Here is a 24338-nt window from a genome sequence, read left to right as displayed (position 1 = left end):
GCGACTCTGAATGGCAGGCCTCGAAAGACTCTGGGCTGGAGAACGCCAGCCGAGGCGCTGAGTGAACTAATATCCACCGCTCAACAGACCGGTGTTGCGACGACTCCTTGAACCCAAGCTGGCTGCCCCTGTCGCTGTGGAAGAGCAGCCCGGCCTGCTTGCCCGGATGACGCTTGAACCACGCCATGCGCAATGCATCGATCACGATGTCTCGCGTCATGTCGCTTCGCAGCGACCAACCGATCACCTGGCGGCTGAACAGATCGATCACCACCGCCAGGAACAGCCATCCCTCGTCGGTGGCGATGTAGGTGATGTCGCCCGCCCAGACCCGGTCGGGCCCGCTCACGGCGAACTCGCGGTTCAGCACGTTGGGCGAGATCGGCAGATCGTGGCGACTGTCGGTGGTGACCTTGAAGCGGCGCTTGCCCCTGGCGCGAATGCCGTGACGCTGCATGAGCTTTTGCACCCGCTGCTTGCCTACGCGGATGCCGCGCGCGAGCAACTCCTTCCAGATGCGCGGCCAGCCGTAGCCACCGCGTGTCTCGGCATGAACGGCCTTGATGTGCACCAGCAGTGCGTCATCGCTCAGATGACGGCGCTGCCCGTCCCTGTGGCTCTGGCTGGCTTTGCGCACGAAGTGCTCGTGGTATCCCGCCAAACTGATTCGCAGCACCCGGCATTGCACCGAGATCGGCCACACGCGTCGGTGGCGTTGGACAAAGGCGTACTTCACCGCTGCGCTTTCGCGAAGTACGCCGTCGCTTTTTCCAGGATGTCGCGCTCCATCTTCACGCGCGCCAGCTCGGCACGCAACCGGCTGATCTCCATTTGCTCGGCGCTCACGGCCTTGCTGTCAGCTCCGCTGAGCTTGCCTTCCCGCTTGGCCTTGACCCAGTTGAACAGGGTCTGCTCGACCAGGCCCAAAGTGCGCGCCGCCGCCGCGATGCTCTGGCCACCATCGACCAGCCGCACCGCCTCCTGCTTGAATTCGAGCGTGTAGCGCGCTCTCGTCGTCTTCGTCATCTGCGTTCTCCTTGTCTGAATTGAAACACTCAGCAAGGGGTACGTTTTTCGGGGGCAAGGTCACATCTCAAGTCGGCGGGCAAAGGTGAGTCGGGCATGCTTATGGGTGTTCATCCGGTTGAGCCTCCTGAGTGGATTGGGTGTTCGGCGACTTCCAGTCTCTCAAACCCGATCCGGATGAACACCGGATACAACCTATTGGAGCTTTACCACTAGTCTGCGCCGTCAGCAAGGTCTGGGCGATGCCGACAAGATCGAATCGGCCCTGTCAGCTAGGCTCCTTTAACTGTCTCCTCGCTAACCGGGTAGGTGCAGGCCAGCGATCCCTGATTCCCCGCCGCAGTACAAGGAATTGCCTTGCCACGAGCGAGGTTGCAATTCAAACGCAATCGGCGCTGAATGGCCATGGCGGGTGCACAAGCGGCCGCGTCCTAGCGGAACACTTTTGCTTTCGCGACAAATGCAGAACGGCCGTGCTGCGCACGTCGCCAAGTCAGTCTCCTTGCGCTGCAGCGCCTGCGTTTGCCGGATCACAGCGGACAAGACCGTCGTGACATAACAGTTGTGTCCAGCGACATCACCACACCAAAGCATTCAGAAAGATCAAAACCATGAGCATCGTGAAAGACATTGCTATCGAGCAACTCCAAGTCGGCGACCGGGTGTACACGGGTACCACCCGTCACCAGATCGAAGAGTGGCAAAGGGTTCGCTCAGTGAAGGAACCCTCTGCCGGATCGGCAAACTATGGCGTCGCCTTTGGCGGGCTGACGATTGAGCGACAAATGGGCACCAAAATGCGCGTTCAGATCGAAGAAGACCGTTGAGGCTGTAACGATGCGATCTGCTTGTCGCGATTATTTGAAGGAATACGTTGCACGTATTTCCGGCGCTGAATCGCCCAATTGATTGACGCCAGAACAGCCTTCTTACATGCGATGGCCAGCCCTCCTTGTCGAATATGGCATACGCGTCAATGCGATCGGCCCCGGCACGATCCTCACCGAACTTGCAAAGAACGCCGCAATGGGAGATGAAGCCGCCCGACGGCGTGTCCTCTCCCGCACACCAACCCGATGCACCGGTGAGCCCGAAGAGGTAGCAGGAATCGCGGTGTTTCTTGCCTCTGATGATGCTTCACACATCACTGGCCAGACCATCTATTGCGACGTAGGCCGGATAGGGCTAAATTGCACCGTACCGGTTGCAGATTGATGGTGACCGCCAGTCATCTGGGTCGCTCCGACCGCTTCCGAACGCTGCCGCTTGTCGGGCGTGCTGCCCACGTGTAAATCGCGGGACGCACTGGTGGCCGCGTCGCTGCAAGCTGGTGCAGACGCTATGCCATGACGCGACCAATATTGCCGCTCGTCACGCTAAGGAGACGCTGATTTATTTATCGATCCCGGTACGCCTCATGCATGCACAAGAAGACCAGATTCCAAAGGGCGCCCGACATGAACCAACGCAGCTTTGCCAGCGCCGAGTACGCATTGAAGAAGAAGCGAACGCGCCGCGAGAAGTTTCTGGCCGAGATGGAACGCGTCGTGCCCTGGGCCCGCCTGATCGCCGTGATCGAGCCGCTGTACCCCACCCGTGGGCATGTGGGCGTGTGGGCCGTCAGCCGATCGGAGTTGCCCGGATGCTGCGCATGTACTGCCTGCAGTAGTGGTATGGCCTGGCAGACGAGGCGCTGGGGGCAAAGAGCAGCTACGGCGGTACTTGCAGCCAAATGGCGCATTCAGCAGCTGTCCGTTTAGCCTAAAGGGTGGCATCGGCGAGTGCGATGCCTTCGTAGGGACCGATGCAATCGGTCGCACAACTGCGACATCACGATGTGACCTGGTAGTCCGTTCGTGTGAGCGGATTTGTTGGATTTATTTCTTACGGCTCCGCACACCCTAACAAAACGGGAGGCGCAGTTGAAGGGCAACTCGACAACAATCGATGTTCAGATCGTCCGCGCCGGATCCAAGTTACTGCTCAAAGGCCAAGCACATGTTTGGCGATGATGTTTCGCTGGATCTCGTTGCTGCCGCCGTAGATCGACATCGCCCGGCGCCAAAAGTAATTGGCCGGCGCGCCGCGCACGCTGGCGTTAATACCTGTAAGGTCACCGTCCCCCTGCATGAGCGCTGGGTCCAGCTGCTGACCCTCAGGCCCCGCCGCCTCGAGAAGCAGTTCTGTGATGCGTTGTCCGATTTCGGTTCCCCGTATCTTGAGCGACGACGCGATGCCCGCGCCCGGCGAGCTGCCGCCGCTGCCCATGCTGGACAGCGCTCGCAGCGTGTTCATCTCGAGCGCCTTGAGTTGCGCCTTGACTGTCGACACCTTCGCGCTGAACAGTGGGTCTTCGATGAGCGGCTTGCCGTGGCACATCACTTCGGACGCGATGCGGTGCAGCCTGCGCATCGCGAAGGTCGAGAAGCCGATGTTCGAGTTCTCGACCCGCTCGTGTTCGAGCAGGAACTTGGCGTAGTTCCAGCCGCGGCCTTCTTCGCCGACGAGGTTCGACTTGGGCACCTGCACGTCGGTCAGAAACACCGCGTTGAAGGAATGCGTTCCTTCCAGCATCGGGATTGGCTGCACCACGATGCCGGGCGACTTCATGTCGATGAGCAGAAAGGAAATGCCGCTTTGCGGGCGAGCTTCGCGGCCGGTGCGCACGAGGCAGAACATCCAGTCGGCGAAGTGCGCATACGAGGTCCAGATCTTCTGGCCGGTCACGACGTAGTGGTCGCCATGGTCCTCCGCACGCGTGGCGAGCGAGGCGAGATCGGAACCCGACTGCGGCTCCGAGTAGCCTTGGCACCACCATACGGTCGAGTCGCGGATGCCGGGCAGGTGCTGCGCTTTCTGGGCCTCGGTGCCGAAGTTGTAGATCACCGGGCCGACCATGCGCGGACCGAAGGGCTGGATGGTCGGGCAGTTCATCTCGCCGCTCACCACCTCGAAGATAAAGCGCTGCGTGGCGCTCCAGCCCGGGCCGCCTTGCGATACGGGCCAGGTGTAGGCGTGCCAGCCCTTCTGCGCCAGGATCTGCTGCCAGCGCATCGAGTCGTCGCGCTGCATGTGGAGGTCGTGTTCCACGCGTTCGGAGATGTCGCGCGGAAGGTTCTCTTCAATGAAGCTGCGCACCTCGTCGGCAAACGCGCGCTCCTCGGGGGAAAAAGCCAGTTCCATGGTGTGTGTCAGTTCGGTTGGGTGCGGGATGCGAGTTCGAAGCGCACGCCGCACACGGTCACGCTGTCGACGTCGGAAGGGAGGGCGCGCGCTTGCGCGGCACGGCGAATGGCATCGGCGTCGCGCACCTGCAACTTCACGGCGGTCAGGCCTTCGCCGCGCCCGTCGGTGGCCTTGACGAAGCGCAGCGTTGCGTTGTCGACGTCGAGCTCCCAGTCGGCCGCCTGTGCGACCGGACGCTGCAGGATGCGGCCCCATTGCCTCGCAAGGGCCGCAGGGTCGGCGCTCTGAAGCACGGCGCCGGCGATGCCTTCGGCGCGCTCGGTCGACACGTGGTCGCGCCAGTGCGGTCCGGCTGGCCAATACGTGCCTTGCTCAAGGTCGGCTCCACCGAGCGTGGTGTTGATCTCCAGCAACGCGCCGCCGGTGTCGCGCGGATGCAGCTGCATGCCTTCGTAGTCGCCGAGCGTGAGCGGCGCAGCGATGCGCACCCCGATCTCCGCGACGTGCGTGCGCCAGCGCGGCAGCTCCTCGCTGTCGAGGATGACCATGTAGCCGCCGTCGCCTTGCCGCCGCTCCAAGTAGCGGCCGGCGGTGGTGCCGCCCCGGGTCGGCGCGACCACTTCGATGAAGCTGGTGCCAAAGGGCATCAGGGCGTTATGCAGGCCGAACTGGCCCACCTCGGGATCGCGGTGGCACACCTTGACGCCAAACACGGCGCACAGGTCATCGACCACCGGTTCCAGTTCACGGGCCACCAGACAGATCTGTCGCAGTCGCAGATAGCGTGAGGTTTCGGTCACCTTGTCTCCTTCGTTTTTCAGAGTCTCTATTTGGAATATGATATAACAAACGACACCAGCAAAGAGGTAAAGGCCGGAACAATGACATCGCTCGAGGGACTGCGCGTCCTGGACCTTTCGCGTTTCATCGCAGGACCGTACTGCGCCATGATGCTCGGCGACATGGGCGCCGAGGTGGTCAAGATCGAGCCGCCGGGCGAGGGCGAATACGCCCGTCGCGCGATGCCGGCCGTCGAGGGGCAGAGCCTCTACACCTTCATCGTCAATCGCAACAAGAAGAGCCTGGCGATCGACCTACGCAACCAGAGCGGTCTGGCTGTGTTGAAGGAACTCATTACGAAGGCCGACGTGCTGGTGGAAAACTTCCGCCCCGGCACCATGGAAAAGATGGGCCTCGGCTGGGACGCCATCCACAAGCTCAATCCGCGCTTGGTCATGGCGCGGATCTCGGGCTTCGGGCAGGACGGGCCACTCGCCGAAAAGCAGTGCTTCGACGGTGTCGCGCAAGCGATGAGCGGGCTCATGGACCTCACCGGCCAGATCGATGGCCCGCCGACCATGATCGGCTCGTTCATGTGCGACTACACGACCGGCATGTATGCGGCGCTGGGCATCCTCGCGGCGCTGCATGCGCGGCACGCGAGCGGCAAGGGCCAGATGGTCGACGTGTCGCTGCTCGAGAGCGCCGCCTCGATGCTGATGACTGCCATTCCGCAGCAAATGATGTTCGGCACGACCATGACGCGCGTCGGCAGCCGCGATCGCTTCGTTGCGCCATCCAATACCTTCGCGACCGGCGACGGCCGCCACGTACTCATCGTGGGCGGCGACGACAACATGTTCCCGCGCGTGCTGCGCGCCATGCAACGCCCGACGCTGATCGACGACCCGCGCTTCGCCACGATGGCGAGCCGGCTCGAGCACCGCGATGCGGTCGAAGGCATCGTGGCCGACTGGATGGCCGCCAATGAGGCGGACGACCTGGTCGCGAAGCTCGAGGCCGAGGGCGTGCCGTGCGCCAAGATCGCCCGCATCGACGAAGTGGTCGGGAACGAGCAACTTCACCACCGCAACGGCATCGTCGACATCCCGTTCGCCGGCACGTCTGTGCCGATGCAGGGCGTGACGATCCATCTTTCCGACACGCCGCTCACCATCCGCAAGCCGCTGCCGCGAGTAGGCGAGCACAACGCCGACGTGCTGACCGGCTGGCTCGGCTACGCCGCCGGCCAGGTCGAGACGCTCAAGGCCTGTGGCGCGATCTGATCGCAACAAACACCCAGGAGACACCATTGACAACTGAACTGATCGAACATCTCGAGTCCGGCGTGCTGACGCTGACGCTGAACCGGCCCGAGCGCCTGAACGCGCTCACGGTCCCGATGACGGACGCGCTGCTCGACGCATTGCGCCGCGCAGCCGTCGACACGAAGGTGCGCGCCGTGCTTCTGGCCGGTGCGGGACGCGGCTTCTGTGCGGGCGGTGACGTCAAGGCGATGGCCGACGACGAGGATGCGATCCGCACGCTCGAGTCGCGCACGCTGCAGCTGCGCGAGCACATGGAATGTTCGCGACTGCTGCGCGAGATGCCCAAGCCGACCATCGCGGTCGCGCGCGGTGCGGTGGCCGGCGCAGGCTTGTCGCTTGCGCTGGCGTGCGACCTTCTCATCGCGAGCGACACCGTCAAGCTCACATCGGCCTTCGTCAAGGTCGGCCTCTCGGGCGATTTCGGCAGCACATGGTTCCTGACCCAGCTCCTGGGGCCGCGGGCGCGCGCGTTCGCGTTGCTGTCGCCCGTCGTCAAGGCCGAAGAGGCGATGGCGATGGGACTGGTCACGCGGGTGGTGCCGGATGCGGAACTCGACGCCGAAGGCCTGGCGCTGGCGGTGCGACTCGCGGCGGGTCCCTCGATCACGCTCGGCCACATCAAGGCCAACCTCAACGTGGCCGAGCAGGGCGCCACGCTGGCCGAGGCACTCGACCACGAAGCCATCCGCCACATCCGTTGCGGCATGACCGAAGACCACCTTGAAGCGGCGCACGCCTTCGTCGAGAAGCGCGCACCGAAGTTCGTCAATCGCTGAAGGAATCACCAATGGACAGCCTCTCCCTCAAAGGTAGAACCGCCATCGTCACCGGCTCGTCGCGTGGCATCGGCCGCGCCATCGCCGTCGCCTACGCACGGGCCGGCGCAAACGTTGTCATCACCAGCCGCAAAGCCGACGCCTGCGCGGCCGTCGTCGAGCAGCTGCGCAGCGAGGGGCTCGAAGCGATGGCGGTCGCCTGCAACATCTCGCGCAAGGAAGAGATCGCGTCGCTGGTCGACCAGACCGAGAAGGCCTACGGCCCGGTCGACGTGCTGGTATGCAACGCGGCGGTCAACCCGTACTATGGCCCGCTCTCGGGCATCACCGACGAAGCCTTCAGCAAGGTGATGGACGTCAACATCCGCTCCAACCTCTGGCTGGTGAACCGAGTGGCGCCGGGCATGGTGGAAAAGGGCAAGGGCTCGATCGTCATCATCAGCTCGATCGCCGGCACGACCGGTTCGCGCACGCTTGGCGCCTATGGCATCTCCAAGGCGGCCGACATGTCGCTGGTCCGCAGCCTCGCGCTGGAATGGGGCAAGCAGGGCATTCGCGCCAACTGCATCGCGCCCGGCCTCATCAAGACGGACTTTGCGAAGGCGCTCTGGGACAACCCCGACACGCTGGCAGGCGCACTCAGGTCGAGTCCGCTGAACATGATCGGCGAGCCGGAAGACATTGCGGGCGCGGCGCTGCTGCTCGGCTCCGATGCCGGCCGCTTCATCACGGGCACGACGATCGTGATCGACGGCGGCGCCACCATCGGAGGCGAATGATGAGCTACCAGGACATCACCGTCGCAACGAACGAGCGTGTCTGTACGATCACGCTGAACCGCCCGGACCGGCTCAATGCGTGGACCGCGCGAATGGAAACGGAATTTCGCCAGGCCGTGGAGGCTGCCGAGGGCGACGACGCGGTGCGCGCCATCGTCGTGACGGGCGCCGGACGCGGCTTCTGCGCGGGTGCGGACATGGACATCCTCGAAGCCGGCGCGGCCTCGGGCGGCGAAGGCACGGCCGATGCGAGCGTGCTGAAGCCGACGGCGGAGGGCATCGAGCGCAACTATGCGTGGCGCTTCAGCTATCTGCTGCGCGTGCGCAAGCCCGTGTTCGCGGCCATCAACGGGCCGATCGCCGGCATCGGCCTGTGCATGGCCCTGTTTTGCGATTTCCGCTACATGGCCGAGGGGCAGAAGCTCACCACGGCCTTTGCCAAGCGCGGGCTCATCGCCGAACACGGCGCCTCGTGGATGCTGCCGCGCCTGGTGGGGCTCACGAACGCGCTCGACCTCCTGATGTCGGCGCGCACGCTTGTGACGGACGAGGCGGCGGCGCTCGGCCTCGTCAAGGCGCTGCCGGCCGATGGCTTCCTGGCAGCCGTGGAGCAGACGGCGCGCGAGCTGACCTTCCACGCATCGCCGCGCTCGATCGGCGTCATCAAGCGGCAGGTCTACGATAGCCTGTTCCAGAACCTCGACGAAGCATGGACGTGCGCCGACGAAGAAATGCAGGCGTCGTTCACGAGCGACGATTTTCGCGAAGGCGTGACGCATTTCCTCGAAAAGCGCACACCGGCGTTCACTGGCCGTTGAGAAACCCTCACAACGCCATACGATATAAACAATAGCAAATCCGGGCTGTGCCACGCAGTCCATCCATGCCATGGACGACACTCCTCTCACCCGCGAAAGCCTGAACGGCCAGGCCTACAACCGCCTGTGCCGCGACCTCAAGGCCGGGCGTTTCGCGCCGGGCGAAAAGCTCAAGCTGCGCGACCTCGCGGCCGAGATGGGCATCAGCCCGACGCCGGTGCGCGAAGCGCTGGCGCGGCTGATCTCGGAGCAGGCGCTGGAGCAGGTGGGCCATCACTCGGTGCGTGTGCCGCTCATGAGCGAGGAGCGGTTCGCCGAAGTCCGTGCGCTGCGTCTGATGCTCGAAGGCCGCGCCGCCGCGCTGGCCGCCGAGCATGCCGAGCCAGCCGACATCCGCCGGCTCGAAGCGATTCATGAGCGCATGGCCGCGCGGCACGACGCGCGCGACACCGCCGGCGAGTTGCTGGAGGCAGAGCGCTTTCACATGGCGGTCTACGCGTTGGCGCGAATGCCCGTGTTGCAGCGCATGGTCGAAGGCCTCTGGCTGCAGTGCGGCCCGCTCATGAGGGCGCTGCAGACGCATCCGCTGGCCCAGCCGAGAAAGCAGCATCCTCACCACCTCGTGCTGCGCGGCCTGCGCAAGCATGACGGCGAGGTGGCACGTCGTGGCGTGGAAGAAGAGATCGAGCGCACCAGCGCGCCGATTCTGGCCTACCTGCGCGAACGCGGCGCAGCCGCGGCGAGCCCGGCGCGCAAGACGGCGCGGGTCGCGGCCTAGCGCCCGTTCCCAGCACGGCGCGGCACGCGCCCCATGCAGCAGGGCGATATACCTGCATGCCCAATATTCATCCGCCCCGGTTGCCGTTGGCGGGGCTTGCCGTCATCATCGTGGACACAAGCGGGATGCCGACTGCCAAGGCAAACCCGCACCGGCACGACCGATACGGAGACAAGCCAGGATGATCGATTATCGCCACGGCCACAGGCCGCTGCACGACTACCTGCGCCATCACGCGCGCGAGACGCCCGACAAGACGGCTGTGGTCTGGTACGGCCGGCGCATCAGCTACGCCGAGCTCGACGACCTGAGCGACCGCTTCGCGCAAAGCCTGCGCGAGCGCGGCATCGGGCAGGGCGATGTGGTAGCCCTGTTTCTCGAGAACTGTCCGCACTACCTCATCGCGCATTTCGGCGCACAGAAGCTCGGCGCGATCGTCAGCCCGTGCAATCCGCATGCGCAGACCTATGAGCTCGAGCACCAGCTGGCCGATCTCGACGCGCGGGCGATCGTCGCAGGCGAGGAGCTGCTCAAGGTGGTGCTCGCATCACGGGCGAGGGCCACCATCGACCATGTGTACGCGGTGCGCTCCGGCGACATGCTGCCCGGGGTGCTGGCGATCGACGTGCCGAGTTCGATGCGGCTGCCGCACGAGTCGGCGCCGCCATTGCCGGCGGGCGTCATCGACTTCACCGAGGCGCTGGCGCAAGCCGGCGACTTCCAGCCCCCTGAAACCATCGCCATGGACGACGTGGCCCTGATGGCCTATACCTCGGGCAGCACGGGCCTTCCCAAGGGCGCGATGATCAGCTACGACTGCGCGCTCTACAAGACCGCGATCAGTGCCGACGGCTTTCGCCTCGGAGCCGACGACGTCATGTTGGCCGACGTCGCCTTGTTCCATATCTCGGGGATGATGACCGGGCTCGCGCTGCCGATCTACTGCGGCGCCACCGTGGTGCTGCTGCAGCGTTTCGATGCCACAGCGGTTCTGCAGGCCATCGAGAGCTGCAAGGTGACATGGTGGTATTCGATGGCGCCCTCGCTGCCGTCGGCCATGGCTGCCGATGGTGCGGCCACCTACGATCTTTCATCCCTCAAGACGACGGTCGGCACCAGCTTCGGCGTCCGCCTGACCGAGAAGCTGGCCGGTCAGTGGAGCCGCTTCGCCAACGGCTGCCTGGTGTATGAAGCCGGCTACGGTCTCAGCGAAACGCACACCTGCGACACGCTCATGCCGGCCGACGCGATCAAGTGGGGCACCAATGGCAAGCCGGTGCCGGGGGTCGAGGTCCGCATCGTCGATCCGGCCACCGGAATCGACACACTCGCGGGCGTGCGCGGCGAGATCCTCCTGCGCAGCCCTGTCGCCTACAAGGGGTACTGGCTGCGGCCCGAGGCGACGCAAGCCCTCTTCGTCGATGGCTGGGTGCGCACCGGCGACGTCGGCGTTCTGGACGACGAGGGCTACCTCACGTTCCTCGGCCGCACAAAAGAAATGATCAAGGTGTGGAGCTACAGCGTCTTTCCGGAAGAGGTCGAGGCCATCCTCGCGACGCACCCGGACGTGCGCCAGGCCGCCGTGGTCGGTCTGCCCGACCCCGACCGGGGCGAGTCGCTGCAGGCCTACGTGGTGTTGAAGTCGGAGGCGGCGGCCCGACTGCACTTCGACCGCGCCGGTCAGGTGAGGGACCGCTCCGACCAGAAGATCATCGAGTGGTGCGTGAAGAACATGTCGCACTACAAGGTGCCGCGCACAGTGATCTTCCGCAGCGGCCTGCCGGCTTCAGAAAGCGGCAAGCTCCTGCGCCGCATGCTGCACGACCCGGTGGCTTCGCTGCCGTCGCTGTCGGCCTACTGATCGGCCGACCGAGTCGCGCTACGCGCTCAACGCGTGCTGGCTGCCACCGGTGCGCGGTAGATCGCAAGCTCGTGCTTGGCGATCGCGTTGCGGTGCACCTCGTCCGGGCCGTCGGCCACGCGCAGATGTCGGGCATAGGCATAGAACGAGACGAGCAGGGTGTCCTGGCTCAGGCCCATGGCACCGAAGGCCTGCATCGCGTCGTCGATCACCTGCACACAGTTGTTCGGTGCCAGCACCTTGATCATCGCGATCTCCTTGGCCGCGACCTTGTTGCCGACCGTGTCCATGCGCCAGGCGGTGTGCAGCACCATCCATCGGGTCTGGTCGATGAGCATACGGGCCTTGGCGATGCGCTCGCGCCAGACGCCTTGTTCCGACAGCGGCTTATGGAAAGCGACGCGCGACACGACGCGCTGGCACATCAACTCAAGCGCAGCCTCGGTCATGCCGATCATGCGCATGCAGTGGTGGATGCGTCCGGGGCCGAGGCGGCCTTGCGCGATCTCGAAGCCGCGGCCTTCGCCCAGCAGGATGCTCGATGCCGGCACGCGCACGTTGTCGAAGCGCACTTCCGGGTGGCCGTACGGCGGGTCGTACACGCCCATGAGCGCCATGTCGCGCACCACCGTCACGCCGGGGGTGTCGCGCGGTATGACGATCATCGATTGCTGGCGATGGCGGTCGGCGTTGTCCGGGTCGGTCTTGCCCATCAGGATGAACACCTTGCAGCGCTCGTTCATCGCGCCGGTGACGTACCACTTGCGGCCGTTGATGACGTGGTCGTCGCCGTCACGCTGGATGGCGCACTCGATGTTGGTCGCGTCGGAAGAAGCCACGGCGGGTTCGGTCATCGCGAACGACGAGCGGATCTCGCCTGCGAGCAGTGGCTTGAGCCAGCGTTCCTGATGCTCCGGCGTGCCGTAACGCTCGAACACCTCCATGTTGCCGGTGTCGGGTGCGCTGCAGTTGAAGACCTCGGCGCTCCACAGGCGGCGTCCCATGATTTCGCAGAGCGGCGCGTATTCGAGGTTGGAAAGGCCGTCGGGCACATGCGTTGATTTCGGCAGGAACATGTTCCAGAGGCCCGCAGCGCGCGCCTTGTCCTTGAGGCCCTGCATCATCGGCAACGTGGTGTAGCTGCCGCCGCCTTCGGCATCGCGTGCCGACTTCTTCGCCTCGCGTTCGTGTTGCTCTTCGTTCGGGTAGATGTGCTCGTCCATGAAGGCGAGGAGACGCTTGCGCAGGTCGTGGACCTTGGGGGTGAATTCGAATTCCATGGGTGGTTTCGTGCTTTAGTCGAAGGGGTCGCGGACGATCAGTCCCAAGAGAAGAGGCCGAGCGAGACGGCGACCAGCGCCGGCTTCTCCTGGCCCTCGATCTCGACGGAGTTTTCGGTTTTCACCAGCGTCCAGCCGTCGTCGCGCTGGTCGGCCGCAAGCAGCCTGATGTGGTTGCGCACGCGCGAGCCTGCGGGCACCGGCGACATGAAGCGCAGCTTGTCGAGGCCGTAATTGACCGACTTGGTGGCCTTGAGGCCGCCCAGCAGTTCGTAGGAACTGATCGGCAGCAGGGACAGGGTGAGGAAGCCGTGCGCGATGGGCGCGTGGAACGGACTTTCGCGCTTGGCGCGCTCGACGTCGATGTGGATCCACTGGCGGTCTTCGGTGCACTCGGCGAAGGCATCGATGCGCGACTGCGGCACCTCGATCCACGACGACGTGCCGATCGGTGGGCCGACGGATTGCTGCAGGTTGTCTCGGGTCAGCATGGGCATGGCAATGAGGCGAAAAGTGACGATGCGGCAATGGTGCCTCGCCTCGTCGGCGTCCGACGCGCGTGGGCATGAAGCCTTTTCATCGGCCGCATGCGGGTTGTTGATGCGCTCGCACGGCGGCTGGCCGAACATGACCCGGCATTCACACTGAAAGGACACCCTTGACCGCGCGCTACGACGTACAGGACGGCATTGCCGTCGTCACCATGGACACCCCGCCCGTCAACAGCCTGGGCATTGCGAATCGGCGCTTCATCGCGGAATCGATCGTCCGCGCCAGCGACGACCCGGCGGTCAGGGCGATCGTGCTCACCGGCCACGGCCGAGCGTTTTGCGGCGGCGCCGACATCCGCGAATTCAACCTGCCGGAAGCCACCATGGCACCGGACCTGATCGACGTGATCAACATGGTCGAACGCTGCGACAAGCCCGTCGTCGCCGCGATCCATAGCATCGTGATGGGTGGCGGGCTCGAGCTCGCGATGGGGTGCCACTACCGCGCGGTTCAGCGCGGAACGATGGTGTCGTTGCCCGAAGTGCGCATCGGCATCCTGCCCGGTGCGAGCGGCACGCAGCGGCTGCCGCGGCTGCTGGGTCTGGAGATGGCGCTCAACATGATCGTCACCGGCGACACCGTGATGAGCGAAGTGCTCGCGGCGCTGCCCGGGCAGAAGCTGTTCGACAGGTTCGTGGAGCGCGACGTAGTCGCTGAGGCCGTGACCTTCGCGCGTGGCATCGCCGAACGCAGGCCACTGCCACGCGTGCGCGACCTTCGCGTCGAGCATCCGGACCCGGAGGCGTACTTGCAGTTCGCACGCAACATGGTGGCGGCGAGTTCGAAGAACTATCCGGCACCGCTGCGCTGCCTGGACTGCGTGGCGCAGTCGACGCGCATGGGCTTCGACGCTGCGCTCGCCTATGAACGCCAAGCCGTGACCGAACTGGTGTGGACGAAAGAGAGCGCGGCGCTGCGCCATGCATTCTTCGCGGAGCGCGCCGCCAGCAAGATGCCCGACGTGGCCGACGACACTCCCAAGCGCGAGATCAAGTCGGTCGGCGTCATCGGTGCCGGCACCATGGGCGGCGGCATCTCGATGAACTTCTTGAACGCGGGCGTGCCGGTCAAGATCCTCGAAATGAAGCAGGACGCACTCGACCGCGGCATCGCCACCATCAAGAAGAACTACGAATCGCAGGTCAAGAAGGGCAAGCTTAAGCAAGACAAGTACGACCAGCGCATGGCGATGCTCAGCACCACCTTGAGCTACGACGACCTGAAAGACTGCGACCTCATCATCGAAGCCGTGTTCGAAGAACTCGGCGTGAAAGAGGCGGTGTTCAAGGAACTCGATCGCGTCGCGAAGCCCGGCGCCATCCTCGCGTCGAACACCTCCACGCTCGACGTCGACAAGATCGCAGCCTTCACCAAGCGCCCGCAGGACGTGGTCGGCATGCACTTCTTCAGCCCGGCCAACGTGATGAAGCTGCTCGAAGTCGTGCGCGGCAAGGACACTGCCAAAGACGTACTCGCTACGGTGATGGGCGTCGCCAAGAAGATCAAGAAGACCGCAGTGGTGTCCGGCGTCTGCGACGGCTTCATCGGCAACCGCATGATCGAGCAGTACAGCCGCCAGGCCGGCTTCCTGATCGACGAAGGCGCGACGCCGCAACAGGTCGACAAGGCGGTCGAGAAGTTCGGCTTTGCCATGGGCCCGTTCCGCATGGGCGACCTGGCCGGCAACGACATCGGCTGGGCGATCCGCAAGCGCCGCGCCACCGAGCGGGCCGACATGAAGTACAGCCGCACGGCCGACAAGCTGTGCGAGCTCGGCCGCTTCGGCCAGAAGACCGGGGCAGGGTGGTACGACTACCAGGCCGGCAAGCGCGATGCCATTCCGAGCAAGCTCGTGCTGGACATGATCGAGCAACACCGCAAGGACGAAGGCATCACACCTCGCAAGATCTCGGACGACGAGATCGTGCAGCGCCTGGTTTATGCGCTGGTGAATGAAGGTGCGCACATTCTCGAGGACGGCATCGCCAGCAAGTCCGGTGACATCGACATGGTCTACCTCACCGGCTATGGCTTCCCGATCTTCCGCGGTGGCCCGATGCACTACGCCAGCCAGGTCGGCCTGTTCAACGTGTCGGAATCGATGAAGCGTTTTGCCAAGAACCCGCGCGACGACGCGAGCTTCTGGCAGCCGGCGCCGTTGATTCAGAAGCTGATGGCTGAAGGCAAGAGCTTCGACTAACGGGCGCTGGCCGGCGCGTTCGCCAGGCTGATCGTCAGCCCGGCGATCGCGATCGCGTCACCGTCGACAGTCGCGCCACTGGCGATCGCGCGGTCGCGCACGGCGCCCGCATCGTCCAGCGCGAGCGTGATGCGGCCGATTCCGCCCGCGCGCTCATCGGCGAAAACGAACTGCACGCTGAGGCGGTCGAGCACCAGACGCGGAACGCCGGTTGCGTGACGCTCGACGGACACCTGGAAGATCTGTGCCCAGTGCGCTGCCGCGCGTTCGGGCGCACGCGTGTGCAGGACGACGCCTGTGATGCCGGACGAAGAGGGCAGGTCGCCGCCGATGGGCGCCGCTTCGGCATCCCATTGCAATGCGCACGCGCCAGTTTCGGCAGCGACGACGCGGACCGGCGGCACGGGGTCCAGCTCCGACTCGTCCTGCGAATCGAATCCGAGCTGCGTAAGCAAGGTGCGCTGGCGTCGCAGGTCGCTGCATCGCCAGTGCAGCGTTGCCAGATGGTTCGACGACAGCGTGGGCAGGATCTCGGCGGATTGCCGCTCGAACGCGAGCCAGTGCGCGCCGAGGCGAAAGCGAGCGATGTCCTGCGTGTCCGCCGCTTCGGACGACGCGCGCTCCAGCCCCAGGACTTGACGGGCGAAACCGACGGCCGCAGCAAGATCCGGAACTGCCAGTCGAACCCCCTGGAAGGCAGACCTGTCGAGGGCTGGCCACATGCAATTCAGTCCTGCGCGACCTGTGCCCAACCGAGCTCGGCCAGTTCGCGCGCCTGCTGGCCGGCTTCGAGCGCATGGGCGTTGGACGCGTTGCCTGCGAGGGCGCGCCCCATGATTCCCTGCGCGATCGCTGCGGCGCGAAAGAGGTTGAATGCCATGTACGCGCGCCAGTGCACCGGGTCGACCGGCGGCAACCGGCGCCGTCGCGCATACGCTGCGACATACGCCTCTTCTGTCGGCAGGCCCAGCTCAGCCACCGCGCCGGCATCGAGATCGGCCAGGCCGCGAAACGGCGGCGCGAGGTGCCACGCCATGCAGTGGTACGCGAAGTCGGCCATCGGGTCGCCGAGCGTCGACAGTTCCCAGTCGAGCACGGCGACCACGCGCGGCGCATCGTGCGCGAACACGAGGTTGTCGAGCCGATAGTCACCGTGCACGATGGTCGTCGTCGCCTGGGGCGGCAGGTGCGCCGGCAGCCACTGGATCAGTCGCTCCATCGCGTCGATCGGCTCGGTCTCGCTGGCCCGGTACTGCTTGCTCCAGCGGTCGACCTGCCGACCCATGTAATTGCCGGGGCGCCCGTAATCGCTGAGACCCACTGCCTCCGGGTCGATATTGTGGAGTGCGGCGAGCACGCGGTTCATCTCGTCGCAGATCGCAGCGCGCTCATCGGCGCTCGCGCCGGGGAGGTGCGGGTCCCAGAGCACGCGGCCATCGACGAAGGCCATCACGTAGAAGGTTGTTCCGATGACCGAAGGGTCTTCGCACAGCGCGTGCACTTCGGGGACCGGTACATCGGTATCGCGCAGCGCCCTCATGACGCGGAACTCCCGCTCCACGGCATGCGCCGAAGGCAGCAGCACGCCGGCGGGTTTGCGCCTCACCACGTAGCGGGCCAGCGCCGTCTCTGCCAGGAAGGTCGGGTTGGATTGCCCGCCCTTGAATTGCGAGATGCGGAACGATCGCGCCGCGCTTTCATCGACCTGCTGTGTGAACCAGCGCCCGAGCGTCGCTTCGTCGAAGCGCTGGCGTTCCTGGACTTCGATGGTGCCGCTGAACCGCTCGCTCATGCGGAAACAGTCGGGTGGGATTCGGCCATGGCGGTTGTCTCCTCGGTGGATGCGCGTGCAGAAGTTATCGCGCATGATGTCGCGCCTTCGATGCACCAAGCCTAAGGGCGGCGCCCGGTGTGCCAATGAATGCTTGGAATGGATTTGGATACAGCACATGCATATCTCGCGAGTCGATCTGAACCTGCTGGTCGTGCTCGACACGATTTATACGGAAGGTGGCATCACCAAGGCCGCCGAGAAACTACATCTCACCCAGCCGGCTATCAGCCATGCGCTGGCGCGCCTTCGCGACCTCTTCAACGATCCGCTGTTTGAACGCCAGGGCCACAAGATGGTGCCGACGCCGCTCACCAAGCGGTTGATCGATCCGCTGCGCGGTTCGCTGCAGTCGATCGGCTCGTTGCTCAACGACACGCAGAGCTTCGAGCCGGCGACTGCCAAGAAGCGCTTCGTCATTGGTCTGCGCGACTTCATGGAATCGACCGTGATGCCACCGCTGATGCGCGCGCTCGCCACCGAATCGCCCGACATCGAAGTCTCCAGTGTGCGTGCCAACCGCGGCAGTCTGGAGAGCGAGCTCGCCGCCGGCACGCTTGACCTGGCGCTGGACGTGTTGCTGCCGCTCTCGGATGCGGTGAAGGTCAAGCGCATCAGCGTCGACGGGCTGGCCGTGGTCGCGCGCAAGGACCATCCGGCGATTCGCGGTGAAGTCGACCTCGAAACCTACCTGGCGCTGCGCCACGTGTTGGTGACATCGCGCCGGCAGGGGCCGGGCTTCGAGGACATCGAGCTCAGGCGGCTTGGCGTGCAACGGCAGATCGCGTTGCGTTGCCAGTTCTACTTCGCGGCCTGCCGCACGGTGTCGCAGACCGACCTGGTGCTGACGATGCCGGAGAGCTATGCGCACATGGCCAACAAGCAGTTTGGCAACCAGGTGCTGGCGATGCCGGCTCCGCTGTCGTCGCTGGACGCGTACCTCTATTGGCATGCCAGCACGGACAACGACCCGGCCAATCGCTGGCTGCGCTCGGTCATGTTGCGCTGCTGCGGGTACTGAGCCCGATCGCCCGCCGCGCTTTGGCCGTCGCGCATGCGGGTTTGTGCCAATGACAAGCGCAGCCTCGACCCCCAATATCGCAAATCTGTTATAACAAATACGGCCTTGCGAAAGCGATGCGCCCTAGGAGACGATGTCCATGAAAAGACGCACATTTCTTCGAGCCACCGCGGCGGCCGGCGTGATGGGCTTGCCTGGCGTGCGTTCCGCCTACGCGCAGACCGCGCCGATCCGTATCGGCGTCATGTTGCCGCTGAGCGGCATCGGCGCCGAAGCCGGCGCCGCCTGGCTGGCCGGTGCCAAGATCGGCGTTGCGCAGTGGAACGAGAAGGGCGGGGTGCTCAAGCGGCAAATCGAGCTCGTCGCGCGCGACGACAAGTTCAGCAGTGCCGGCGCCGTCGCTGCGGCGCGCGACCTGGCGGGCAGCGGAGTGAACCTGCTCATCGGTGGCTCGCAGTCGCCGATGGCGCTCGCCACCGCACCGCTCCTTCCCGAGCTCAAGGCCGTGATGGTCGCCCCGTGTCCGACGGTGATGACGCTTACGCACGAAGGCTTCCAACGCAACTTCTTCCGCCTCTCGTGGAACGCGTACATCGCATTCGCCGGCATCGGCAACATGCTAACGAGCCGGTTCATGGATGTGGAGGCCTGGTCTTGCATCGTGCCCGACAGCGAGAACGGGCGCGACATGGCGCGCTATTTCACGGTCGGCGTGCAGCGTGCCGCGGCCAAGGCCGGGCGCAAGGTCAAAGTGCTCGACCCGGTGTTCGCGAGCCTCAACAAGTCCGACTACAAGGTCGAGATCAACGGCCTGATGAATGCGCCGTCGCAAGGCCTCTTCGTCGGCCTGACCGCCGCTCCGTGCATCAGCCTCCTGCAGCAGGGCCGTGCCGTCGGCATGGACAAAAAGTTCAAGGTCATCGGCGATGCCGGCACCGAATTGATGATAGCCAAGGCGATGCAGAAATCGACGCCGGCCAATCTGTGGAGCATCAGCTACTGGGCGCCGGGTACGGAAGCCGGCAAGCGCAACGCGCTCAGCACGCCGCTCTACGACGCCTATGTGAAGCTCACCAACGACAAGAGCCCGCCGAGCATCGTGCAGTCGAGCCACCGCTGCGCGCTCGCGCTGTTCAACGCGATCCAGAAGGCGGGCGACACCGAGACCGATGCGGTCATCACCGCCCTCGAGGGGCTCGATTTCGACACGGCAGTCGGCAAGTACCACATCCGCAAGGAAGATCACCAGGGCCTCGGCACGGCCTACATCGCGAACGTGGGCGTGCGCGACGCGGACCCGGGCTACGGAATCATCGACGCGATTCCCTACAGCGAAGCGGAGGTCGCAGAACCCCCGTCCCCCGGCAAACCGATCGAACTCTAAGAGGACGCGACCATGAACTTCAAACGACGCGATCTTCTGAAGGGTGCTGCGGGATCGGCCGCATTGGGTCTTGGCGCGACGCACATCGTGCGCGCACAGCCGGCCCCGATCAAAGTGGGCGTGATGCTGCCGATGAGCGGCATCGGTGCCGAGGTGGGGACCGCCTGGCTGTCCGGCATCAAGGCGGCACAGCTGCAATGGAACGAATCCGGCGGCGTACTCGGCCGGCAGATCGAGCTGGTGGTGCGTGACGACAAATTCACCAGCGCCGGTGCGGTGGCCGCAGCGCGAGAGCTGGCAGGCGAGGGCGTGACCGTGTCGATCGGTGCCGGGCAATCGCCGATGGGCCTGGCGATCGCGCCGATACTGGCGGAACTCAAGACGGTCGTGGTCGCGCCCGCGCCCACGGCGATGTCGCTCACGCACGAGAACTTCAGCAAGTATTTCTTTCGAGCGTCCTCGAACGCGCTGATCCTCTACGGCGGTATCGGCAACATCCTCGCCACACGCTTTTCCGATGTGAAGAGCTGGGCCGTGATCGCGCCCGACAGCGAGAACGGACGCGACGTCGTGCGCTACTTCAAGTTCGGCGTGGAGCGCGCGGCGGCCAAGACCGGCAAGCCGACCAAGGTGATCGAGCCGATCTATGCGTCGCTCAACAAGCCTGACTACAAGGTCGAGATCAACAACCTGATGAATTCGGGCGCCGAGGGCCTCTTCATCGGCCTCACCGCTGCACCATGCGTGAGCCTGTTGCAACAGGGTCGGGCGGTCGGGCTGGACAAGAAGTTCCAGGTGATCGGCGAGGCCGGAACCGAACTCCTGATCGCCAAGGCAATGCAGAAGTCCACGCCCAGCAACCTCTGGGGTACCACCTTCTGGGCGCCGGAGCTCGAACCCTTCAAGAGCAAATATCCGGAGAGCGCCAAGCTCATGGAGAACATTGTGAAGGTGACGGGCGACAGGCACCCCGCCGGCATCGTGCAGGCCACGCATCGCTCCGCGCTCGCCATCTTCAATGCGTTGAAGAAAGCGGGATCGCCGGACCCCGAAGCGCTCATTGCGGCCCTCGAAGGCCTGCAGTTCGACACCGCCTCCGGCCCATATCGCCTCCGCAAGGAAGACCACCAGGGCATCGGCACCGCCTACTTCGCCAAGATCGGCGCGCGTGATGCAGCGCCGGGCTACGGGCTGGAGGAGGTCGTGCTGATCAACGAAACCGAGATCGTCGAGCCGCCGACGCCGGGCAAGAAGTACGAGGGCTGAGCGTGGTCAATGAATTGATGTTCGCGGTGTTCAACGCCGCTGCATTCGGCATGGCGATCTTCGTGGTCGCCGCCGGCCTGACGCTGATCTTCGGGCTCATGCGCCTGCTCAACATGGCGCAGGGCGGCTTCTTCATGATCGGCGCCTACACGGCGTACTCGGTGATGGGACGCGACGTGCAGTCGCTGGGCATGTTTCTTTTCGCGTCGCTGGTGGGCGGCGTGGTGGTCGCGCTGCTCGGGCTCGTGACCGACCGGCTTGTGTTGAAGCGCCTGCGCAACGTCGATCCGCACTATGTGCTCATCGCGACCTTCGCGCTGATGATGGTGTGCACCGGCGTGACCAAGCTGATCTGGGGCGTCGACTTCTTCTCGGTGAATCCGCCGCCCGGCCTCGACCAGCCACTCAACCCTTTCGGTCTCTTCTTCTCGGCCTACCAGCTCTTCGTGATCGGCGCCGGCCTCGTGGTTTACCTCGTCCTCGAGGTGGCGATCCATCGCCTGTGGTTCGGCAAGCTGATGCAGGCACTCGCCGCCGACCCGTGGATGTCCGGCGTCCTGGGGCTTAACGTGTCGTTCGGCATTGCGCTGAGCGTGATGGCGAGCTTCTTCCTGGCCGGCCTCGCAGGCGGCATGCTGCTGCCCAACCAGAGCCTTTCTACCGGGCTGGGCGATTCCTATCTGATGTACGCCTTCTTCGCCGTCATCATCGGCGGCCTCGGCAACATCCGCGGTGCCTTCATCGGATCGCTGGTGCTCGGGTTCGTGCAGAGCCTGAACACGGTGCTCTTGCCGGCGGTGCCGGGCCTCGCGATCTACGTGGTGCTCGCGGGCTTCCTGCTCTGGAAGCCGAACGGGCTCTTCCCGGCGGTCGGGGTGCAAGCCGAATCGGGCGGGGAAGGCCATGGCTCGGGCGGCCTGCATCGCCCGCGCATTTCACGCCAGGCCTGGCAGCTGCTGGGCACGGCCACGGTCGTGCTGCTCGCCTCGCTGCCGCTGTGGGTCAACGCGGGTCCGCTCTACGTCGTCGGCACGGTGTTGATCCAGATCGTCTTTGCCCTGTCCTGGAACATCCTCTTCGGCTATACGGGCCTGGTGTCGTTCGGCCATGCCGGCTTCTTCGCGATCGGCGCCTATCTCACCGCGCTGGCGTTGCGCCACATTGCCGGCGTGCCGTTTCTCGGTGTGCTGGCCTGTGCCGCGCTCTTCGGTGCGCTGGCGGCCTGGGGCATAGGCGCGCTGGCGCTGCGCCGCATGACGGGCGTTTTCCTCGCGGTGCTCACGGTGGCGCTGGCCGAAGCGTTGCGGCTCGTGATCGGTTTCTCGACCTTCCTCGGGCGCGAAGACGGCATCACCGATATTCCGCGGCCCGCGCTCGACTTCGGTCTGTTTCGCATCGACCTCACGAGCTCCAACGCGTACTACTGGTTCCTGCTCGTGACGACCGTGCTGATCACCGGGTTCCTGTGGTGGCTGCTGCACAGCCGCTTCGGGCGCACCTTGCAGACCATCCGGCAGGACTCGGAGCGCGCTGCGTTCATGGGGACCAACGTCGCGCGCTACCGTTTGGCCGCCTTCGTCATCTCGGGCGCAATGGCGGCGGTCGCCGGCGCGATGTATGCACCGTGGTCGCGCATCGTGACGGTGGAAGAGGTCAACTGGCTCGCCTCCGCACAGCCGATGCTCAACACCCTTCTGGGCGGCGTGAGTTCATTCTGGGGGCCGGTGGTCGGTGCCGGCCTGTTCGCCGCGATCACCTACGCCACGCGGACCATGATGGGCCTCTCGGAACTGATCGTCGGCACCGGCTTGCTGGCGATCATCCTGCTTGCGCCGAACGGGGCGGTCGGGGTCTGGCGCAACATCGAGGAGCGCATCTGGGGTCGGCGTCCCCTGCCGCCCGGCGCGAAACAGACCGCGTCGCCGGTCGGCGAACTCGGGATCGGGGGTGCACGATGAACGCTACGACCGACCTGCTGCGCGTCGATGCGGTCAAGAAAAGCTACGGCCCGATCCAGGTGCTGCACGGCGTGAGCATGTCGGTTGCGCGCGGCGAGGTCTTCGCGATCATCGGGCCCAACGGCGCCGGCAAGACGACCATGTTCAAGGTCATGACCGGCGAGGTCGCCTCGAACGGCGGCACCATCCATTTCGACGGCAGGGACGTGACCCGCATGCCAGCCTACGAGCGCGTGCGCCAGGGCTTCGGCCGCACCTTTCAGGTGGCGCGCGTGTTCCGCGACTTCACCGTACTGGACAACGTGATCGTCGCGGTGGAAGCACGCCGCCGTCACACCGGTGAGGCGGTGGGATCGTGGCGGAACTGCGCCCCGTCGGCCGACATCCGCGACGAGGCGATGTCGCTGCTCGCAGACGTGAAGCTCGATGCGCTGGCCGACGGCGCCGCGCGCTTCCTGTCGCACGGCGACAAGAAGCGGCTCGAATTCGTCATCGCGCTGGCCGGCCGTCCAAGCATCCTGATGCTCGACGAGCCGACCGCAGGCATGTCGCCAAGCGACCGCTCGGACATTGCGAAGCTCGTGTCGCGTACCCGCAAGGAGCGCGGCATCACGGTCGTCATGACCGAACACGACATGGACGTGGTGTTCGGCTTGGCCGATCGCATCATGGTCATGAACTATGGCGAGGTCGTGTCGACGGGCACTGTCGACGAAGTGCGCAACGATCCGAAGGTGCGCGAGGTTTACCTCGGCAAGGAGATGGTCAGTGCTTGAAGTCCGCGATGTCGACGCCTATTACGGCGACAGCCACATCCTGCTCGGCCTGCAGCTCTCGGTGAAGGCCGGGCAGCGCGTCGCGCTGCTGGGGCGCAACGGCGCCGGCAAGTCCACCTTGCTGAAAAGCGTGATGAACGCAGGCCCTCGGGTCCACGGGATCGTGCGCTTCAACGGCCAGGACCTGCGCGACCTGCCGACGCACAAACGCACGCGCCTGGGTCTCTCGCTGGTGCCGGAAGACCGGCGCATCTTTACCCATATCACGGTGGCGGAGAACATCGCGATGGCGCGCTACGGTGCCGCGGTCGACCGGCCCGCAGTGCCGGTCGCAGACATCGTTGCACGGTTCCCGATGCTTGCGCCGCTGCAGGAGCGCTACGGCGGCCAGCTCAGCGGTGGTCAGCAACAGCTGCTCGCGGTTGCCCGCGCGATGGCGGCCAATCCGTCGCTCTTGCTGCTCGACGAACCGACCGAAGGGCTCGCGCCGATCATCGTGGAGGAGATGGCGCACGACGTGGTGCACACCTGCTCCGACAAGAACGTGGCCTTGCTGCTGTGCGAGCAGAACATCTGGTTCGCCCGCCGCTGCACGCACTACGTCTATGTGATCGACACCGGCCGCATCGTCTTCGAAGGCGACTGGGACGCCTTCGACCGCGCCCCCCATGTCCAGCAGCGCTACCTCGCGCTCTGACACGTTTTCTCATTCTTTCAATTCAGTTTCAGGCCCCTCGC

General features: G+C 65.0%; 21 protein-coding genes and 2 pseudogenes. 16 read left to right on the top strand and 7 right to left on the bottom strand.

The annotated features are described in order from the left end of the window. Window positions 1-118: 118 nt before the first annotated feature. Window positions 119-1026: pseudogene (locus RCH10_RS23920) on the bottom strand (IS3 family transposase); the annotation flags it as partial. A 611-nt stretch (window positions 1027-1637) separates the two neighbouring features. Here RCH10_RS23920 and RCH10_RS23915 point away from each other — a divergent pair. The 3 genes and pseudogenes from RCH10_RS23915 to RCH10_RS23905 all read left to right on the top strand — a co-directional run. After that, the gene (locus RCH10_RS23915) at window positions 1638-1853 is read left to right on the top strand and encodes a hypothetical protein (protein ID WP_323502479.1); all 216 of its coding nucleotides are present in this window, start codon (window positions 1638-1640) and stop codon (window positions 1851-1853) included. Window positions 1854-1959: 106 nt separating this feature from the next. Continuing rightward, a complete protein-coding gene (locus RCH10_RS23910) occupies window positions 1960-2241 on the top strand; it encodes an SDR family NAD(P)-dependent oxidoreductase (RefSeq protein WP_409054349.1) in 282 nt (93 codons plus the stop codon). Window positions 2242-2483: 242 nt separating this feature from the next. Next, a pseudogene (locus RCH10_RS23905) lies at window positions 2484-2692 on the top strand (IS5/IS1182 family transposase); the annotation flags it as partial. Between the two features lie 317 nt (window positions 2693-3009). On the opposite strand, the gene RCH10_RS23900 reads toward RCH10_RS23905, so the two are convergent. Both RCH10_RS23900 and RCH10_RS23895 read right to left on the bottom strand, forming a co-directional pair. Further along, window positions 3010-4209: an acyl-CoA dehydrogenase family protein gene (locus tag RCH10_RS23900; protein WP_409054348.1), complete on the bottom strand. Its 1200-nt coding sequence runs from the start codon at window positions 4207-4209 to the stop codon at window positions 3010-3012. Between the two features lie 8 nt (window positions 4210-4217). Continuing rightward, the gene (locus RCH10_RS23895; RefSeq protein WP_409054347.1) at window positions 4218-5012 is read right to left on the bottom strand and encodes a VOC family protein; all 795 of its coding nucleotides are present in this window, start codon (window positions 5010-5012) and stop codon (window positions 4218-4220) included. A gap of 81 nt (window positions 5013-5093) precedes the next feature. On the opposite strand from RCH10_RS23895, the gene RCH10_RS23890 reads away from it, so the two are divergent. From RCH10_RS23890 to RCH10_RS23865, 6 genes are all read left to right on the top strand, one after another. Further along, on the top strand, window positions 5094-6278 hold the full coding sequence (locus RCH10_RS23890) for a CaiB/BaiF CoA transferase family protein (RefSeq protein ID WP_409054346.1): 1185 nt from the start codon (window positions 5094-5096) through the stop codon (window positions 6276-6278). A gap of 26 nt (window positions 6279-6304) precedes the next feature. Beyond that, window positions 6305-7096, top strand: a complete 792-nt coding sequence (locus RCH10_RS23885) for an enoyl-CoA hydratase (protein ID WP_323501797.1) — start codon at window positions 6305-6307, stop codon at window positions 7094-7096. Between the two features lie 11 nt (window positions 7097-7107). Further along, complete coding sequence (locus RCH10_RS23880; RefSeq protein WP_323501796.1) at window positions 7108-7875, top strand: SDR family oxidoreductase; 768 nt, start codon at window positions 7108-7110, stop codon at window positions 7873-7875. Continuing rightward, window positions 7875-8693, top strand: a complete 819-nt coding sequence (locus RCH10_RS23875) for an enoyl-CoA hydratase (protein WP_409054345.1) — start codon at window positions 7875-7877, stop codon at window positions 8691-8693. The genes RCH10_RS23880 and RCH10_RS23875 overlap by 1 nt, the downstream gene beginning before the upstream one ends. Before the next feature lie 70 nt (window positions 8694-8763). Then, window positions 8764-9471, top strand: coding sequence for a GntR family transcriptional regulator (locus RCH10_RS23870; protein ID WP_323501794.1), 708 nt, complete (start codon window positions 8764-8766; stop codon window positions 9469-9471). A 181-nt stretch (window positions 9472-9652) separates the two neighbouring features. Further along, window positions 9653-11332, top strand: a complete 1680-nt coding sequence (locus RCH10_RS23865; RefSeq protein WP_323501793.1) for an AMP-binding protein — start codon at window positions 9653-9655, stop codon at window positions 11330-11332. 26 nt (window positions 11333-11358) lie between these two features. Here the strand turns inward: RCH10_RS23865 and RCH10_RS23860 are convergent, their stop codons facing one another. Then, window positions 11359-12612 (bottom strand): acyl-CoA dehydrogenase family protein, encoded by a 1254-nt coding sequence (locus RCH10_RS23860; RefSeq protein ID WP_409054344.1) that lies wholly within the window; start codon window positions 12610-12612, stop codon window positions 11359-11361. 38 nt (window positions 12613-12650) lie between these two features. Beyond that, window positions 12651-13241, bottom strand: a complete 591-nt coding sequence (locus tag RCH10_RS23855) for a MaoC family dehydratase (protein WP_409054343.1) — start codon at window positions 13239-13241, stop codon at window positions 12651-12653. 29 nt (window positions 13242-13270) lie between these two features. On the opposite strand from RCH10_RS23855, the gene RCH10_RS23850 reads away from it, so the two are divergent. Next, window positions 13271-15364 carry a 3-hydroxyacyl-CoA dehydrogenase NAD-binding domain-containing protein gene (locus RCH10_RS23850; protein ID WP_409054342.1) on the top strand — a complete coding sequence of 698 codons (2094 nt, stop codon included), beginning with the start codon at window positions 13271-13273 and terminating at the stop codon, window positions 15362-15364. Here the strand turns inward: RCH10_RS23850 and RCH10_RS23845 are convergent. Together RCH10_RS23845 and RCH10_RS23840 are read right to left on the bottom strand one after the other, a co-directional pair. Further along, a complete protein-coding gene (locus RCH10_RS23845) occupies window positions 15361-16086 on the bottom strand; it encodes a hypothetical protein (RefSeq protein ID WP_323501790.1) in 726 nt (241 codons plus the stop codon). The two genes, RCH10_RS23850 and RCH10_RS23845, sit on opposite strands and share 4 nt — an antisense overlap. A gap of 5 nt (window positions 16087-16091) precedes the next feature. Further along, the gene (locus tag RCH10_RS23840) at window positions 16092-17156 is read right to left on the bottom strand and encodes a phosphotransferase (protein WP_323501789.1); all 1065 of its coding nucleotides are present in this window, start codon (window positions 17154-17156) and stop codon (window positions 16092-16094) included. Between the two features lie 157 nt (window positions 17157-17313). Here RCH10_RS23840 and RCH10_RS23835 point away from each other — a divergent pair, with 157 nt between their 5' ends. The 6 genes from RCH10_RS23835 (at window position 17314) to RCH10_RS23810 (ending at window position 24297) form a co-directional block, all read left to right on the top strand. Beyond that, window positions 17314-18216, top strand: a complete 903-nt coding sequence (locus RCH10_RS23835; RefSeq protein ID WP_323501788.1) for a LysR family transcriptional regulator — start codon at window positions 17314-17316, stop codon at window positions 18214-18216. A 139-nt stretch (window positions 18217-18355) separates the two neighbouring features. Beyond that, window positions 18356-19600 carry an ABC transporter substrate-binding protein gene (locus RCH10_RS23830; RefSeq protein ID WP_409054341.1) on the top strand — a complete coding sequence of 415 codons (1245 nt, stop codon included), beginning with the start codon at window positions 18356-18358 and terminating at the stop codon, window positions 19598-19600. 12 nt (window positions 19601-19612) lie between these two features. Then, window positions 19613-20866 carry an ABC transporter substrate-binding protein gene (locus RCH10_RS23825; RefSeq protein ID WP_323499112.1) on the top strand — a complete coding sequence of 418 codons (1254 nt, stop codon included), beginning with the start codon at window positions 19613-19615 and terminating at the stop codon, window positions 20864-20866. 2 nt (window positions 20867-20868) lie between these two features. Further along, a complete protein-coding gene (locus tag RCH10_RS23820; RefSeq protein ID WP_409054340.1) occupies window positions 20869-22824 on the top strand; it encodes an ABC transporter permease in 1956 nt (651 codons plus the stop codon). Then, entirely contained in the window at window positions 22821-23600 is a 780-nt protein-coding gene (locus tag RCH10_RS23815; RefSeq protein WP_409054339.1) for an ABC transporter ATP-binding protein, read from the top strand. Before RCH10_RS23820 ends, RCH10_RS23815 begins: the two co-directional genes overlap by 4 nt. Then, window positions 23593-24297, top strand: coding sequence for an ABC transporter ATP-binding protein (locus RCH10_RS23810; RefSeq protein ID WP_409054338.1), 705 nt, complete (start codon window positions 23593-23595; stop codon window positions 24295-24297). Before RCH10_RS23815 ends, RCH10_RS23810 begins: the two co-directional genes overlap by 8 nt. Window positions 24298-24338: the final 41 nt, after the last annotated feature.

Source organism: Variovorax sp. GrIS 2.14, from assembly GCF_046115955.1.
In the GTDB taxonomy this organism is placed as follows: Bacteria; Pseudomonadota; Gammaproteobacteria; order Burkholderiales; family Burkholderiaceae_C; genus Variovorax.
Note: the sequence above shows the minus strand (reverse complement) of the source record. Positions and strands in the feature narration are given on the sequence as shown.

What these genes read in the sequence shown, in the direction of transcription:
- RCH10_RS23915 (WP_323502479.1), top strand. Translation starts at nt 1,638, where the DNA reads ATGAGCATCGTGAAAGACATTGCTATCGAGCAACTCCAAGTCGGCGAC.
- RCH10_RS23910 (WP_409054349.1), top strand. Translation starts at nt 1,960, where the DNA reads ATGCGATGGCCAGCCCTCCTTGTCGAATATGGCATACGCGTCAATGCG.
- RCH10_RS23900 (WP_409054348.1), bottom strand. Translation starts at nt 4,209, where the DNA reads ATGGAACTGGCTTTTTCCCCCGAGGAGCGCGCGTTTGCCGACGAGGTG.
- RCH10_RS23890 (WP_409054346.1), top strand. Translation starts at nt 5,094, where the DNA reads ATGACATCGCTCGAGGGACTGCGCGTCCTGGACCTTTCGCGTTTCATC.
- RCH10_RS23880 (WP_323501796.1), top strand. Translation starts at nt 7,108, where the DNA reads ATGGACAGCCTCTCCCTCAAAGGTAGAACCGCCATCGTCACCGGCTCG.
- RCH10_RS23875 (WP_409054345.1), top strand. Translation starts at nt 7,875, where the DNA reads ATGAGCTACCAGGACATCACCGTCGCAACGAACGAGCGTGTCTGTACG.
- RCH10_RS23870 (WP_323501794.1), top strand. Translation starts at nt 8,764, where the DNA reads ATGGACGACACTCCTCTCACCCGCGAAAGCCTGAACGGCCAGGCCTAC.
- RCH10_RS23865 (WP_323501793.1), top strand. Translation starts at nt 9,653, where the DNA reads ATGATCGATTATCGCCACGGCCACAGGCCGCTGCACGACTACCTGCGC.
- RCH10_RS23860 (WP_409054344.1), bottom strand. Translation starts at nt 12,612, where the DNA reads ATGGAATTCGAATTCACCCCCAAGGTCCACGACCTGCGCAAGCGTCTC.
- RCH10_RS23855 (WP_409054343.1), bottom strand. Translation starts at nt 13,241, where the DNA reads ATGTTCGGCCAGCCGCCGTGCGAGCGCATCAACAACCCGCATGCGGCC.
- RCH10_RS23845 (WP_323501790.1), bottom strand. Translation starts at nt 16,086, where the DNA reads ATGTGGCCAGCCCTCGACAGGTCTGCCTTCCAGGGGGTTCGACTGGCA.
- RCH10_RS23840 (WP_323501789.1), bottom strand. Translation starts at nt 17,156, where the DNA reads ATGAGCGAGCGGTTCAGCGGCACCATCGAAGTCCAGGAACGCCAGCGC.
- RCH10_RS23835 (WP_323501788.1), top strand. Translation starts at nt 17,314, where the DNA reads ATGCATATCTCGCGAGTCGATCTGAACCTGCTGGTCGTGCTCGACACG.
- RCH10_RS23830 (WP_409054341.1), top strand. Translation starts at nt 18,356, where the DNA reads ATGAAAAGACGCACATTTCTTCGAGCCACCGCGGCGGCCGGCGTGATG.
- RCH10_RS23825 (WP_323499112.1), top strand. Translation starts at nt 19,613, where the DNA reads ATGAACTTCAAACGACGCGATCTTCTGAAGGGTGCTGCGGGATCGGCC.
- RCH10_RS23815 (WP_409054339.1), top strand. Translation starts at nt 22,821, where the DNA reads ATGAACGCTACGACCGACCTGCTGCGCGTCGATGCGGTCAAGAAAAGC.